Origin of the sequence: Streptomyces sp. CT34 (assembly GCF_000805335.1) — a bacterium.
In the GTDB taxonomy this organism is placed as follows: domain Bacteria; phylum Actinomycetota; class Actinomycetes; order Streptomycetales; family Streptomycetaceae; genus Streptomyces.
In genome coordinates this window covers 7,249,271-7,263,687 of sequence record NZ_KN708638.1, presented here as the reverse complement: position 1 = coordinate 7,263,687, position 14,417 = coordinate 7,249,271, and the positions used below count along the sequence as shown (strand labels likewise).

General features: G+C 73.4%; 12 protein-coding genes and 1 pseudogene. 10 read left to right on the top strand and 3 right to left on the bottom strand.

The features are described from left to right. Positions 1–310 precede the first annotated feature (310 nt). A complete protein-coding gene (locus tag RZ84_RS31665; RefSeq protein WP_043267822.1) occupies positions 311–949 on the bottom strand; it encodes a TetR/AcrR family transcriptional regulator in 639 nt (212 codons plus the stop codon). A gap of 159 nt (positions 950–1,108) precedes the next feature. Here RZ84_RS31665 and RZ84_RS31660 point away from each other — a divergent pair, with 159 nt between their 5' ends. The 3 genes from RZ84_RS31660 to RZ84_RS31650 all read left to right on the top strand — a co-directional run bounded on the left by RZ84_RS31660 (position 1,109) and on the right by RZ84_RS31650 (position 3,752). After that, complete coding sequence (locus RZ84_RS31660; protein WP_043267821.1) at positions 1,109–1,627, top strand: PH domain-containing protein; 519 nt, start codon at positions 1,109–1,111, stop codon at positions 1,625–1,627. After that, positions 1,624–3,189 carry a PH domain-containing protein gene (locus RZ84_RS31655; RefSeq protein ID WP_043267820.1) on the top strand — a complete coding sequence of 522 codons (1,566 nt, stop codon included), beginning with the start codon at positions 1,624–1,626 and terminating at the stop codon, positions 3,187–3,189. The genes RZ84_RS31660 and RZ84_RS31655 overlap by 4 nt, the downstream gene beginning before the upstream one ends. A 149-nt stretch (positions 3,190–3,338) precedes the next feature. Next, a complete protein-coding gene (locus RZ84_RS31650; protein ID WP_043267817.1) occupies positions 3,339–3,752 on the top strand; it encodes a spore wall synthesis regulator SsgD in 414 nt (137 codons plus the stop codon). Positions 3,753–3,934: 182 nt separating this feature from the next. Here the strand turns inward: RZ84_RS31650 and RZ84_RS31645 are convergent, their stop codons facing one another. After that, positions 3,935–4,732, bottom strand: coding sequence for a polysaccharide deacetylase family protein (locus tag RZ84_RS31645; protein ID WP_043267816.1), 798 nt, complete (start codon positions 4,730–4,732; stop codon positions 3,935–3,937). A gap of 157 nt (positions 4,733–4,889) precedes the next feature. Here RZ84_RS31645 and RZ84_RS31640 point away from each other — a divergent pair, with 157 nt between their 5' ends. The 4 genes from RZ84_RS31640 to RZ84_RS31625 all read left to right on the top strand — a co-directional run bounded on the left by RZ84_RS31640 (position 4,890) and on the right by RZ84_RS31625 (position 8,361). After that, entirely contained in the window at positions 4,890–5,594 is a 705-nt protein-coding gene (locus RZ84_RS31640) for a response regulator transcription factor (RefSeq protein ID WP_043267815.1), read from the top strand. Next, positions 5,591–7,258: a sensor histidine kinase gene (locus RZ84_RS31635; protein WP_078894414.1), complete on the top strand. Its 1,668-nt coding sequence runs from the start codon at positions 5,591–5,593 to the stop codon at positions 7,256–7,258. The genes RZ84_RS31640 and RZ84_RS31635 overlap by 4 nt, the downstream gene beginning before the upstream one ends. Beyond that, positions 7,255–7,887 carry a GerMN domain-containing protein gene (locus tag RZ84_RS31630; protein WP_043267813.1) on the top strand — a complete coding sequence of 211 codons (633 nt, stop codon included), beginning with the start codon at positions 7,255–7,257 and terminating at the stop codon, positions 7,885–7,887. The genes RZ84_RS31635 and RZ84_RS31630 overlap by 4 nt, the downstream gene beginning before the upstream one ends. A 72-nt stretch (positions 7,888–7,959) precedes the next feature. Continuing rightward, positions 7,960–8,361: a DnaJ family domain-containing protein gene (locus RZ84_RS31625; protein WP_043267811.1), complete on the top strand. Its 402-nt coding sequence runs from the start codon at positions 7,960–7,962 to the stop codon at positions 8,359–8,361. 18 nt (positions 8,362–8,379) lie between these two features. Here the strand turns inward: RZ84_RS31625 and RZ84_RS31620 are convergent, their stop codons facing one another. Next, the gene (locus RZ84_RS31620) at positions 8,380–9,669 is read right to left on the bottom strand and encodes a DUF4185 domain-containing protein (RefSeq protein WP_043267810.1); all 1,290 of its coding nucleotides are present in this window, start codon (positions 9,667–9,669) and stop codon (positions 8,380–8,382) included. Between the two features lie 347 nt (positions 9,670–10,016). Between RZ84_RS31620 and RZ84_RS31615 the strand changes: the two genes are divergently transcribed. The 3 genes and pseudogenes from RZ84_RS31615 to RZ84_RS42045 all read left to right on the top strand — a co-directional run. Next, the gene (locus tag RZ84_RS31615) at positions 10,017–11,906 is read left to right on the top strand and encodes a methylmalonyl-CoA mutase family protein (RefSeq protein WP_043267809.1); all 1,890 of its coding nucleotides are present in this window, start codon (positions 10,017–10,019) and stop codon (positions 11,904–11,906) included. Further along, on the top strand, positions 11,906–14,173 hold the full coding sequence (gene scpA, locus RZ84_RS31610) for a methylmalonyl-CoA mutase (RefSeq protein ID WP_052230301.1): 2,268 nt from the start codon (positions 11,906–11,908) through the stop codon (positions 14,171–14,173). The genes RZ84_RS31615 and scpA overlap by 1 nt, the downstream gene beginning before the upstream one ends. Positions 14,174–14,183: 10 nt before the next feature. Continuing rightward, a pseudogene (locus tag RZ84_RS42045) lies at positions 14,184–14,417 on the top strand (methylmalonyl Co-A mutase-associated GTPase MeaB); the annotation flags it as partial.

The following is a 14,417-nucleotide window of genomic DNA, read 5'->3' as shown; positions in this document are numbered from 1 at the left end:
TGACGCGCGTAGCACCCGGCCGGGCAGGGCGGGGTGCGGGTCATGCGCGACGGTCGGACGTCAGGATGGCAGACGGCGCCGGCACGCCGAGCCGGTTCCGGTATTCCGCCAGAGGTCAAGTCCACCGCCGGTCGTAGATGGTGGGAACGCGGCGTGAGCTCCTTCGGGAACGCCGTTCGGGAACACTGTTGCCGCTCAGAAATGCCGTTCAGGAACACTGTTGCCGCTCAGGAACGCCGTTCGGGAACGCAGTTGCCGCTCAGGAACACCGTTACAGAGCCGTGTTTCCGAGCGGCGTTCCCGACTGGCATCACGCGGTACCGCCCCGGGGCGGATCCCCCGGTGGAGTGCGGTCGTCGAAGAGTCCGGCCAGGTGGCGGTCCAGGATGCGCAGCGCGTCGTCCGGGCCGTGCACGCCGAGCAGGACGTAGCTGGCGAGGCCGTCGGCGAGGCTGATCAGCAGCATCGCCTCGTCCTCGGTGGCCCGTTCCGGCGGCAGTTCGCCGCGGTCGGCGGCCAGCCGCAGCTGGTCGGCGAAGAAGGCGCGGAGCTTGGGGATGCCCTCGCGGGCCTCGGCACCCAGGGCGGGGTCGTGGACGGCGCGGGAGTAGTAGGCGGCGCCGACCAGGAGGCCGGTGCGGCTCTCCTCGTCGAGCGGGAGCATGCCGGACAGGCAGGCGCGCAGCACTGCGCGCGGCGTGGGTTCCTCGTCGAGGGCCTCGATGCGTTCGCGGATGCGGTCGGTGGCCAGCCGGTTGATGTGCCGGAGGGCGAACAGCAGCATTTCGTCCTTGCTGCGGAAGTAGTGCTGGAGCCGACCGAGCGAGATGCCGGCCTCGGCGGCGACATCGCGCAGGCTGGCGCTGTCCACGCCCCGGGTGCTCGCGATCCGCCAGAGCGCCGCGGAGATCTCCTGCCGCCTGGCTTCGCGATCCACCTTCTTGGGCACCGGTGGCCTCCGTTCGTTGCTTCGTGGTGCGGCTCATCGCCGTGTGGTGCGGCTTGCCGTCGTACCGCCCCTCGGTGACCGGCCCACTTTTACAAGTCGCTTGTACCGTTATAACGTACCGGCACTCAATACGTTTGACTTGGAAAACGGTGACCCCTCATGCCCGAGCCCGCCGCCCCGCTGCTGCGCCCGCCCCGCCACCGCGTCGATCCCCGCGCCCGCAGCTGGTGGCGGGTCCAGGCACTGCTGACGCTCAGCGGTCCGATGCTGCTGACCGCGCTGGTGATGGCGGTGCTGTCGCTGCTGTTCTTCCCGGGCGCGCTGCCGTGGCTGGGGCCGCTGCTGCTGGTTCTGCTGGTGCTGCCGGCGGTGGGCTATCTCGTGGTGATGCCGCGCTGGCGGTACGCGGTGCACGCGTGGGAGCTGGGGGACCGCGCGGTCTACGCGGCGGGCGGCTGGTTCTGGCAGAAGCGGCGGATCGCGCCGCTGTCCCGGGTGCAGACGGTGGACACCGTGCGCGGCCCGATACAGCGGCGGTACGGGCTGGCGACGGTGACCGTCACCACCGCCTCCACCGCGGGCGACATCAAGATCGCGGGGCTGTCGTGCGCGGACGCCGAGCAGCTGTCCCGCCGGATCGGCGAGGTCGCGCAGGACGTGCCGGGTGATGCCGCGTGAACACCCCGCAGGGTCACGCCCCGCACGCCGGCGCACCGGCGGCCACCGCCGTCGCGCCCGTCCCCGAGTGGCGCCGCCTGGACGCCCGTACGCTGCTGGTGCACTGCGGCTGGCTGGGCGCGCCGCTCGGCTCGCTGGCGCTGACCGCGCTGGCCACCGGTGGCCGGATCGGCTCGGGTGCCTGGATCACCCTCGCCGCCATCGCCGCCTCGTTCGCCATGGTCACCGCGCTCGGGCTGATCCGCTGGGCGCGTACGGAGTTCCGGGTCACCGGGGAGACCTTCGACGTCCGCAGCGGGCTGCTGACCCGGCGGCTGCGCAGCGTACCGCTGCACCGCATCCGCACCGTCGACCTGACCGCGACACCGCTGCACCGGCTGCTGGGGGTCACCGTCCTGCGGGCCGGTACGGCGGGCTCGGGGGAGCGCTCCGGCGAGCTGTCGCTGGAGGCCCTCACGGTGGCCGAGGCCGACCGGCTGCGCACGGAGCTGCTGGCGCGCGCGGGCGCCGTGGAGGCCGCCGACGATCCGGTGCTGGCGCGGATCAGCTGGCGCTGGCTGCGGTACGCGCCGCTGACGTTCTGGGTGGTCGGCGGGGTGTTCGTGGCGGCCGGGTCGGTCTACCGGGCGCTGCACGAGATGGGCATCGAGCCCTGGAAACTGGGCTTTGTGCAGCGGGCGTTCACCGAGTTCGGCAGCGGCATGCTGTGGCTGACGATCCCCGCGGCGCTGCTGGCGGTCATCGCCCTGGGTTCGGTGGGCGCGGTCGTCCTCTACGTCGAGAACTGGTGGACCTACCGCCTGGAGTGGTCCGACGCGCGGACGCTCCAGGTGCGGCGGGGACTGCTCACCACCCGGTCGGTGACGATCGAGCGCGCCCGGCTGCGCGGGGTGCTGCTGCGCGAGCCGCTGCTGCTGCGGGCCGGCGGCGGGGCGACGGTCCGCGCGGTGGCGGGCGGCCTGGGCAACAAGGAGGAGAACCGCAAGCGCAGCGGGCTGCTGCCGCCGGCGCCCCGGCGGGAGGCGGTGCGGGTGGCGAGCGGGACGCTGCGCTCCCCGTTCCCGGACGCGGAGTTGCCGCCCGGCCGGCAGGGCATGCGGCTGCTGCCGCACCCGCGGGTCGCGCTGCGCCGGCGCCGGGTGCGCGGGCTGGTGTTCGCGGTGCTGCCGGGGACCGCGCTGCTCGTGGGTCTCGGGGCGGCGTTCGCTCCCGTCCTGCTGCACGCGGCATGGATCTACGCGGTACTGAGCACGCCGGTCGTGCTGTGGCTGGCGCGGGACGCGTACCGGAATCTGGGGCACGGGATCGCCGGCCGGTATCTGGTCGCCCGGTCGGGCACGTTCAGCCGGGACACCCTGGCCCTGCGGCGCGAGGCCGTGGTGGCCTGGACGCTGACCACGTCGCCGTTCACCCGCCGGGCCGGCCTGGTCGCGCTCACCGCGGCGGTCGCGGCGGGCGAGGAGGGATATCGCATTCCGGATCTCGCGGCGGCCGACGCACCGGGATTCGCGGCGGAGGTGGCGCCGGGAATCCTGGACGAGTTCCTGGTGCACCCGTCCTGACGGAGATCCGGATTGCGGGGTTCCGGAGGATCTCGGCCGGCATGACACAGATCACACCCCTGTCGCGTGCACGACGGGCGGGGGCACAGCGTCCTACTGGATGACCGTGCCCATGACCCGTGCGCCGACAGCCGTGAGGAGCAGCCGCGATGAACCCCGTCATCGACCAAGCCGTCCAGGTCCGCCTCCTCGCGACCTCGTTCGGCTCGCAGGCGGTGCCCGCGGTGCTGCACTACCAGCCCGCCGATCCGCTGGCGGTGCGGATGTCCTTCCCGCCGGAGATCTCGCTGGACGGCGCGGCGGTGGACTGGGCGTTCGCCCGTGAACTGCTCGCCGAGGGGCTGCGGATGCCGGCCGGCCGGGGCGACGTACGGGTGCGGCCGTCGGGTCCGGAGCGCACGGTGATGGAGTTCCACGCGGACGAGGGCATCGCCATGGTCCAGCTGCGGACCGAGGACGTGCGGCAGTTCCTGGCCCGCTCCTACGAGGCGGTGCCGGCGGGGAGCGAGCAGGAGTACCTGGGTGTGGAGCGCGGGCTGGCGGAGCTGTTCGGCGCGGCGTGACGGACCGCTGCCGTCAGGGCACGGCGGCAGCGGAGCAAAGCGGCAATAGGGGATGATCGGGGCGGAGTTCGTCCACTGCCCGATATGCGGAACGGGCCGGTGAGAGCACCGGCCCGTTCCGCATGATCGGCCATGACCGGCGGTGCGCCGGCCGACCGGCCCCGCGCACCGTCGGCAGGGACCTACCGCTGGGGGAAGCCGAATCCGTAGCCCTGCTCCTTCATCCACGGCAGCAGCCGGTCCAGGGACGCGACCGTCCGGGCGCGGTTGCCGCCGCCGTCGTGGAAGAGGACGGTCGGGCCGTTGTGGAGTTCACCGCGGACGGTCGCCTCTATCTTGGCCACGCTGCCGCCCTCGAAGTCCTTGCTGTCGACGTTCCAGCCCAGCGGGCGCATGCCGTGCCCGGCGGCCAGCTTGCGGCTGTACGGGGTGAAGGCGCCGCCGGGGGCGCGGTAGTAGTCGACCTTGGCGCCGCCCGCCGCTTTCTCGATCATCTTCTGGGCGTCGAGTATCTGCTGGGACTGGTACTTCTCCGACCGGTGGTCCATGGCGGTGTTGTGGCTGATGGTGTGGTCGCAGAGCCGGTGCCCGCCGGCGACCACCTTCTTGACGAGGTCGGGGTGCGCCTCGGCCTGCGGACCGATCATGCAGAAGGTCGCCTTGACGTCGTACTTCTTCAGGACGGCCAGCACCTTCGGGGTCCAGACCGGGTCCGGGCCGTCGTCGATGGTGATGTTCAGGCTGCGGCCCGGACGGTCCGAGGCGTGCACGATGGACGGATCGACCGGTGCGCTGCGGGCCGGCCTGGCGGACTGCCGGGCGGCATCGACGGTGTCGGCCTCGGCCTTGGCGGTGGCGCCGGGCTGGAGGAAGGCGAAGGCCCCGGCGACCGCCAGTGACGCCACGGCCGCCGTGGTCACGCCGATGATGCCGCTCTCTATCCCGAAGAACCGCCGTCCCGCCCCGAAGCGCCCTGCCATGTTCGATCCCGCCCTCGTGTGCTCTGCTTGTCTGCGTACCTCGGCGGCGGTGCGTGCGCCCTCGCACTGTCGCCGCCTGCACCCCCACAGATGCACCGGACTCGGGACAGGATGCGCCTGTTACGGATCCATCATGAAACTTATTGATACTGGACCCATGCCACGAGTACTTCTGATCGAGGACGACGCCGCAGTACGGGACGGAGTGAGCCTCGCACTGCGTCGGCGCGGCCACGAGGTGGCGGCGGCGGCAAGCGGCGAGGAAGGGTTGGCGACGCTGCCCGGCTTCCGTCCTGACATCGTACTGCTGGACCTGATGCTGCCGGGTAAAGACGGGTTCGAGATCTGCCGGCTGATCCGCGCCGAGCGGCAGCTGCCGATCATCATGCTCACCGCCCGCGGCGACGACCTCGATGTGGTGCTCGGACTGGAGGCCGGTGCCGACGACTACATCGTCAAGCCGGCCCGCGGTGAGGTCCTGGAGGCCCGGATCCGCGCGGTACTGCGGCGTACGGCACTGCCCGCCGACGGCGCCCCGGCCATCGAGCCGGGGCCCTCTCCTGTGGAGACCTACGGCGAACTGGCCATCGACCGGGCCGGTCTGGTCGTCGCCAAGGGCGGTCAGGACCTGGCGCTGGCGCCGTCCGAGATGAAGCTGCTGCTGTTCCTGTCCGCGACCCCGGGGCAGGTCTTCAGCCGCCAGCAGCTGCTGGAGCACGTCTGGGAGCACAGCTACCACGGCGACGCGCGGCTGGTGGACGCCTGTGTGATGCGGCTGCGGACGAAGATAGAGGACGTCCCGCGCAGCCCCCGCTACGTCCAGACCGTCCGCGGGTTCGGCTACCGCTTCGGGCCACTGTGAACCGCAAGGGCCGCCTGGGCCGTCTGCTGCCGGCCCTCTCCGTGCCGCGCGGGCTGCGGGCCCGGCTCGTGGTGGCGTTCCTGCTGGTGGCCGCGGTCAGTGCGCTGACCACCGCGGGGCTGACCTACCGCGAGGCCCGCAACGCCATCCTCCAGCGGTCCCAGGACGGGGCGGTCAACGACCTGCGGGCCCAGGTCAATTCGCTGGCACCGGAGCTGGCGGTGCCGCCGTCCCAGACGGCCCTGGACTTCTTCCGGGTGCAGCTGGAGCGGTCGGGCAAGTCCCGCGACTGGGACATCACGGTGCATTACAACGGCGTCCCGGACAGTGACCAGGGCGGGCTGCGGCGCGAGATGGCGGTGCCGGCCGACTTCAAGAAGTCGGTGGAGAAGCGCCGGGTGCCGGCCTTCCAGCGCATCGACCGCGACGGCGACCCGTGGCTGCTGATCGGGATGCCGGTGCGCCAGTCGGACGGTGCGGCGTCCGCGCTGACGGTGTACGCGCAGCTGCCGCTGAGCGCCGAGGAGGCCAATGTCGAGGCGCTGGTGAACGCCGCGCGCGGCGGCGCGCTGCCGGCGTTCGCGCTGGCCGTGATACTGCCGCTGGTCGCGGCGCGCGGAGTGCTGCGGCCGGTCCGGGGGCTGCGGCAGGCCGCCGGGCGGATCGCCGAGGGCAAGCTGGACACCCGCTTGGAGGTCAAGGGCGCCGACGAACTCGCCGATCTGTCCAGGACGTTCAACGACATGGCGGCGCGGCTGGAGGAGAGCATGGCCGAGCTGCGCCGGATGGAGGCGAACTCGCGGCGGTTCGCGGCCGATGTCTCGCACGAGCTGCGCACGCCGCTGGCGGCGATGTCGGCGGTCACCGACGTGCTGGACGAGGACGCCGACTCGCTGGACCCGGACACCGCCTCCGCGGTCCGGCTGATCAGCCAGGAGACCGGGAAGCTGGCGCGGATGGTGGAGGACCTGATGGAGGTCTCGCGGTTCGACGCCGGGGCCGCCGCGCTCCATCTGGACGAGGTCGATGTCGCCGAGACGATCCGCAAGACCCTCCAGGCCAGGGCCTGGCAGCAGCGCGTCGCGGCCGAGCTGCCGGCCGACGTACGGGCCCGGCTCGACCCGCGGCGGCTGGACGTGGTGGTCGCCAATCTCGTCGGCAACGCCCTGCACCACGGCGGGGAGCCGGTCCGGGTGGTGCTGCACGCGCCGGAGCCGGGCGCCGGCCGGCTGCTGATCGAGATCCGCGACAGCGGCCCCGGGATCGCCCCCGAGGTGCTGCCGCATGTCTTCGACCGCTTCTACAAGGCGGACTCGGCGCGCGCCCGGTCGGAGGGCAGCGGGCTGGGGCTGGCCATCGCGCAGGAGAACATCCGGCTGCACGGCGGTACCCTGCGCGCCGCCAACTCCCCCGAGGGCGGTGCGGTGTTCAGCGTGGAGCTGCCGCTGCGGCCGTCCCCGGCACGGGACGACGCCGCACGGGACGACGCCGCACCGGACGGCGGGACACCGGAGGGCGCGCCGCAGTCCGGCCGTCCGCCCGCCGGCGAGCCGGCCGCCGACGGCGCCGGTGCGGACGCGGCCCCGGACCGCGCGCCGGACGACCAGGCTGACGGCCGGCCGGGCGAGCGCCCCGGGGCCGGGAAAGAGGACGACACCGCATGACCGCCCTCCCTACCATGATCGCCCGCCGCGCCGTGCCGGCCGCAAGGACCCGGCGGATCGCCCTGGGCTCCCTGGGCGCCCTGCTCGCCGGTGTGCTGGCCGGCTGCGGCATCGAGCCCACCGACGTCATCGACGCCGGTGAACCGGCGACCGGCGTCAAGTCGCCGGGCCAGCCCGCGGCCGATGTCCAGCTGTTCTTCTACGGCCCGTCCGGGCTGCGCTCGGCGACCCGTCCGGCGAAGGCTCCGGTGGACCCGAGGCAGGCGATCCAGCTGCTGATGGCGGGGCCGAACCACGCCGAGCGGATGCGCGGGCTCTCCAGTGTGGTGCCGAAGTTCCCCGGGCCGGTGACCGCCGAGACCGGTTCGGGCACCGTCGTGATCACCCTGCCGGTGAACGCCAAGCTGCTGGACCCGGCGTCGATGAACCAGCTGGTGTGCACCGCCGCCAACGCCCGGGTCCCGGGCAACAAGCCGCCGGGCCAGGTCACCGTGACCCTGGTCGGCGGGGGCGTCCGCGTCGGCCCGATGGTGTGCGGCGGCAACAACGCCTTCCCGGTGGTGCTGCCGACCCCGACCGACACCGGCGGGACCGGGGGCACCACCGCCAGCGCGAGCCCGGCCGGCTGACCTCCGGCGGGGCCCGCCGCGCTACCGTGGGGACGAGGACCGACCGGCCCGCACTCTCGGGAGACGCACACGATGACCGAGCGCAAACCCCCGGGTATCAGCTTCGAGAGCTGGACCGACAAGCAGATCCGTGAGGCGGCCGAACGCGGCGCGTTCGAAGATCTCGAGGGATTCGGCAAGCCCCTCCCCCACCTCGACCGGCCCTATGACGAGATGTGGTGGATCAAGGAGAAGATGAGCCGCGAGCACCTCTCGCTGCTGCCCGCGAGCCTGGCGCTGCGCAAGGAGGCCGAGGACGCGCTGGCCGCCGCCGAACGGGCGCCGAGCGAGGCCGCGTTGCGCCGCATCCTGACGGAGATCAACGACCGGATCCGGGCGGCGCTGGCCGCGCCGCTGGACGGGCCGCCGCTCAACCTCGTCCCGTTCGACGTCGAGGAGCGGGCCGCCAAGTGGCGGGAGCGGCACGGTGGTTGAGCGGCACCGGCGCCCGCTTCAGGGCTTTGCGGGCGCCATCCGCACGCGCAGGAAGCGCGGCCGGTAGAGCGCGACATCGCCGTTGACCTGCGGGTCGGCGGGGGTGCCGGGCGGGCCGAGCCAGTTGACGTCGTAACTGAGCAACAGGGCGCCGCCGGCGGTGAATTCAGGGTGCGCCTGCGGGTTGTAGACGGCGATGTGCCCTGGGTCGGGGCCGGCGGGCCGCGGCGGGGTGATCCGCCCGTTGGGGCCGTGCCAGGGCCCCTCGGGCGAGCAGGACCAGTAGCTGGTGATCGTGCGGATGCCGGCGGTGCCGCCGGCGGGGGTGTCCATCGTGAACAGCACCCAGGTCGCGCCGTCGCGGACGACGGTGAAGGCGCTGCCCACGCCGCGCCGGCCGCCGCCGCGCAGTACCGGCGCGGCCCGCTCGGGCCGCCGCTGCCAGTGTGCGCCGTCCCAGAAGCGCCAGGCCGCGCGGTCCGCGAGCCGCCCGTCCGGGACCCGCGCGAGATAGGCGCTGTCGGCGGGGGACGCGGGCGGGTCGTCGCCGCCGAAAACGTAGCTCCAGCCACGGTCGGCGACGGCCGCGGCGCCGTAGAGGACGCGCCGGCCGGGGTCGGCGACCGTGTCCGCCTCGGCGGCCTCGCTGATGCCCTCCAGGTGGAGGCCGGGCAGGGAGAGGGTGGCGACCTCGGTGCCGCGGGGCATCCCGAAGACCCAGGTGCCGGTGCCGGGGACGCGGTTCCACAGCAGGACCCGGACCACCTTCTCGGGCGAGCCGGGGGTGCGGGGCTCCACGCGCGCGTGGACCGGCCAGCGCCAGCCGCCGCCGGGCGGGTCGGGGAAGAACGGGCCGGGCGCGGCCGGGCCGCCGCCGGTCAGGGTGCGCACCGGGCGGCCCTCGGGGGACATCACCACCAGCGAGTTGTGCCGGAGGTAGGGGGTGCCGCCGGTGTCCGCGGTGCGCCAACTGTAGGGCTGACCCTGGGGGTTGGGTGGTGGGTGCACCCGGTCGAGGAAGGTGTCCGAGAACAGCCAGAGGGTGCGGCCGTCCGGGAGGCGCACCGAGTGGGTGCCGTCGCCGCCGGTCCAGTCGTCGGTGCGGGTGTTGTCGTCGCCGTAGCGGGCGAACGCGTCGGTGGGTGCCGGGTCGGCGGACCAGGAGGCGGGGGTGCGCCCCGTGCAGGCGGCGCGGTCCGGGGCGGCCGGCGGCAGCGCCGGCATCAGCAGGACGACGGCGGTGAGCAGCAGGATCAGCAGGAGGGGGACGGCGGCGATCGTGGTGCGGGTGACGGTCGGCCTGGGCATTCCGCTCCTCGGTGTGGTGCCGGGCCCACGCTATCGCTTCGGACGAAGGCGGCACGGAGCGCACCGGCGCGGGCCGCCGCCGCTGCCCACGGCCGCCGCCCGCGCGGACGCGCCACCGGGGGCCGCGTGCGCCGGCGGCTCCGGAGCCCGGCAATCCGGTCATCCGGCCGACAAGGTGGCGGGCGGGGCGTTGCGGTCCTCGGCGGCGGAAATCGTCCGTCCCGGGGGTTGACAAAGGTGCGGAGGGGCGGATTCCTGTAGCGCGCCGGGGGCGGCCGGGGCAACGAGTGCAAGGTCACAGCGGTTGCCCCTGCTCCGGCTAACGGTCGTTCGCCTAGCCTGCTGCCATGACCGCCGAGTCCCCCGAACTCCCCCTGGCCGCCGCCTTCCCGGATGCCGATCGAGCGCAGTGGCAGCGTCTGGTCGAGGGCGTACTGCGCAAATCGGGCGTCGCCGAGGCCGCAGGTACCGCCGCCGAGGACGCCCTCGCCACGGATCTCCAGGACGGGATCCGCATCCGCCCGCTGTATACCGCCGAGGACGCGCCGGCCGCCCTCGGGCACCCCGGTTTCCCGCCCTTCGTACGGGCGGGGCGCCCCGAGGGCACCGCCGTCTCGGGGTGGGACGTCCGCCAGCGCCAGGCCGGCACCGATCCGCGGCGCGTGAACGAGGCGCTGCTCGCCGATCTGGAGAACGGCGTCACCTCGGTGTGGCTGGCCGTCGGCGACGGCGGCGTACCGGTGGCGGGGCTGGCGGAGGCGCTCCGCGGCGTCTATCTGGACCTGGCGCCGGTGGTGCTGGACGCGGGGGCCGAATGCGAGGCCGCCGCCGAGGAGTTGCTGAAGCTGTACCGGGAATCCGGTGCGGCACTGCCGGAGGGCGGCAATCTGGGCGCCGATCCGCTCGGTGTGCTGGCCCGTACGGGCGACGGCGCCGCGCTGCCGGGCCTGCTGGCGGCGACCGCGCGGCTGGCCGTGCGCTGCGCCGGCGAGGTGCCCCGGCTGCGGGCGGTGGCCGTCGACGCGCTGCCGTATCACGAGGCGGGCGGTTCGGCGGCCGAGGAGCTGGGCGCGTCGCTGGCCACCGGCGTGGCGTATCTGCGGGAGCTGACCCGGGCCGGTCTGGGGATCGACGACGCCTGCCGGCAGCTGGAGTTCCGCTACGCCGCCACCGCCGACCAGTTCCTGACCATCGCCAAGCTGCGCGCCGCCCGGCGGCTGTGGGCGCGGGTCGCGGAGGTCTGCGGCGTGTCGCCGGGCGCCGCCGCGCAGCGTCAACACGCCGTCAGCTCAGCGGTCATGATGTCGCGTCGGGATCCGTGGGTGAACATGCTGCGCACCACGGTCGCCGGGCTGTCCGCGGGCGTGGGCGGCGCGGACGCGGTGACGGTGCTGCCGTTCGACGCGGCGCTGGGCCTGCCGGACGCGTTCGCCCGGCGGATCGCCCGCAACACCCAGTCGGTGCTGCTGGAGGAGTCGCATCTGGCGAAGGTGATCGACCCGGCGGGCGGCTCCTGGTACGTGGAGGCGCTGACCGACGAACTGGCCCGCGCGGGCTGGGAGTTCTTCCAGGAGATCGAGGGCGCGGGCGGTCAGGCCGCGGCGCTCGGCTCCGGGATGATCGGGAACCGGCTGGCGGCGACCTGGCGGCGGCGCAGCGAGGATCTGGCGCACCGGCGCGAACCGATCACCGGTGTCAGCGAGTTCCCGCATCTGGCCGAGCCGCCGGTGCACCGCGAACCGGCGCCCGTGCCGGCCGGCCGGGGGTCCGGCGGGCTGCCGCGGGTGCGCCGGGACGATGCGTACGAGGCGCTGCGGGCGCGGTCCGATGCGCGGCTGGCGGCCGACGGCGCCCGGCCGAAGGTGTTCCTGGCCGCGCTGGGCCCGGTGGCGGGGCACACCGCACGGGTCGCGTTCGCCGCCAATCTCTTCCAGGCCGGCGGGATCGAGACCGTGCAGGGGCCGTCGCCGGTGACCGCGGAAGAGGTGGCCGCGGCGTTCGCCGGAAGCGGGGCGCGGATCGCCTGCCTGTGCGCGAGCGACGCGGTGTACGGCGAGCAGGCGGCCGAGGTGGCGGCTGCGCTCAAGTCGGCCGGGGCGGTGCGCGTCTACCTGGCGGGCCGGCCGGGTGAGCGCCGGGAGGAGTTCGTGGCGGCCGGTGTGGATGTGTTCGTGTTCGCGGGCTGCGACGCGGTCGAGGTGCTGACCTCGGCCCTGGATGTCACGGAGGTGGCGTGATGAAGGAGACGGCAGGGCAAGCGGGCGCCGTGGGCGGATCGCCGCTCGGCAGCCCGGCGCAGTCCGGCGCCATCCCGGACTTCAGCACGGTGGAACTGGGCGACCCGGGTACGGATTCCGGCGATTCCGGCCGCTGGGCGCGGGCCGTCCAGCAGGCCACCGGCAAGAGCGCCGCGGACCTGACCTGGGAGACGCCGGAGGGCATCGACGTCAAGCCGCTGTACACCGGGGCGGATCTCGACGGGCTGGACTTCCTGGGCACGTATCCGGGCATCGCCCCGTATCTGCGCGGCCCGTACCCGACGATGTACGTCAACCAGCCCTGGACGATCAGGCAGTACGCGGGGTTCTCCACCGCCGAGGAGTCCAACGCCTTCTACCGGCGCAATCTCGCCGCCGGCCAGAAGGGCCTGTCGGTCGCCTTCGACCTGCCCACCCACCGCGGCTACGACAGCGACCACCCGCGGGTGACCGGCGACGTCGGCATGGCGGGCGTCGCCATCGACTCGATCTACGACATGCGGCAGCTCTTCGAGGGCATCCCGCTGGATCGGATGACGGTGTCGATGACGATGAACGGCGCGGTGCTGCCCGTTCTCGCCCTCTACATCGTGGCCGCCGAGGAGCAGGGCGTAGCGCCCGAGAAGCTGGCCGGGACCATTCAGAACGACATCCTCAAGGAGTTCATGGTCCGCAACACCTACATCTATCCGCCGCAGCCCTCGATGCGGATCATCTCCGACATCTTCGCGTACACCTCGCAGAAGATGCCGCGCTACAACTCCATCTCGATCTCCGGCTATCACATCCAGGAGGCGGGTGCGACGGCCGATCTGGAGCTGGCGTACACGCTCGCGGACGGGGTCGAGTACCTGCGCGCGGGTCTGGCGGCGGGGATGGACGTGGACTCCTTCGCCCCGCGGCTGTCCTTCTTCTGGGCGATCGGCATGAACTTCTTCATGGAGATCGCCAAGCTGCGCGCGGCCCGGCTGCTGTGGGCGCGGCTGGTGCAGCGGTTCGACCCGAAGAACCCCAAGTCCCTGTCACTGCGCACCCATTCGCAGACCTCGGGCTGGTCGCTGACCGCGCAGGACGTCTTCAACAACGTCACCCGCACGTGTGTGGAGGCGATGGCCGCCACCCAGGGCCACACCCAGTCGCTGCACACCAACGCCCTGGACGAGGCGCTGGCGCTGCCCACGGACTTCTCGGCGCGGATCGCCCGTAACACCCAGCTGTTCCTCCAGCAGGAGTCGGGCACCTGCCGGGTCATCGACCCGTGGGGCGGCAGCGCCTACGTCGAGCGGCTCACCCACGATCTGGCGCGCCGGGCCTGGGCGCACATCGAGGAGGTGGAGGCGGCCGGCGGCATGGCGAAGGCGATCGACGCGGGCATCCCCAAGCTGCGGGTCGAGGAGGCCGCGGCCCGTACGCAGGCGCGGATCGACTCGGGGCGCCAGGCGCTGATCGGCGTCAACAAGTACCGGGTGGAGACCGACGAGGAGATCGAGGTCCTCAAGGTCGACAACTCCGCGGTGCGCGCCCAGCAGATCGACAAGCTCAAGCGGCTGCGGGCCGAGCGCGACGAGGACGCCTGCCAGGCGGCGCTGCGGGCGCTCACCCAGGCGGCGAAGTCCGCCCCCGGCCCGGGACTTGAGGGCAATCTGCTCGCCCTGGCGGTGGACGCGGCCCGTGCGATGGCGACCGTCGGTGAGATCTCCGACGCCCTGGAGGCGGTCTACGGACGCCACTCGGGCCAGATCCGTACCATCTCCGGTGTGTACCGAGACGAAGCGGGCCCGTCCTCCGGTGTCGGGCGCACCCGGGACCTGGTGGCCGAGTTCGAGCGCGCCGAGGGGCGCCGGCCGCGCATCCTGGTGGCCAAGATGGGCCAGGACGGCCATGACCGCGGCCAGAAGGTGATCGCCACGGCCTTCGCCGACCTGGGCTTCGACGTCGATGTCGGCCCGCTGTTCCAGACCCCGGCCGAGGTGGCCCGGCAGGCGGTGGAGGCCGATGTGCACATCGTCGGCGTCTCCTCGCTCGCGGCCGGCCATCTCACCCTGGTGCCGGCGCTGCGCGAGGCGTTGGCCGCGGAGGACCGGGAGGACATCACCATCGTGGTCGGCGGGGTGATCCCGCCGCAGGACGTCCAGCCGCTGCGCGAGATGGGCGCCGCGGCGGTCTTCCTGCCGGGCACGGTCATCCCGGACGCGGCCCACGACCTGGTGAAGGACCTCGCGGCGGTCCTCGGCCACGAGCTGTGAGCGGGGGGACATGCCTGCGAGGATCGATGTCGACCGGTACGCCGAGGGGGTCCGGGCGGGTTCCCGCGCCTGGATCGCCCGTGCGGTCACCCTGGTCGAGTCCACCCGGCCCGATCACCGCGCGGCGGCCCAGCAGCTGCTGATCCGGCTGCTGCCGCACTCCGGTGTGGCCCGCCGGGTGGGCATCAGCGGCGTCCCCGGCGTCGGAAAATCGACCTTCATCGACGCGCTGGGCTCGCTGCTG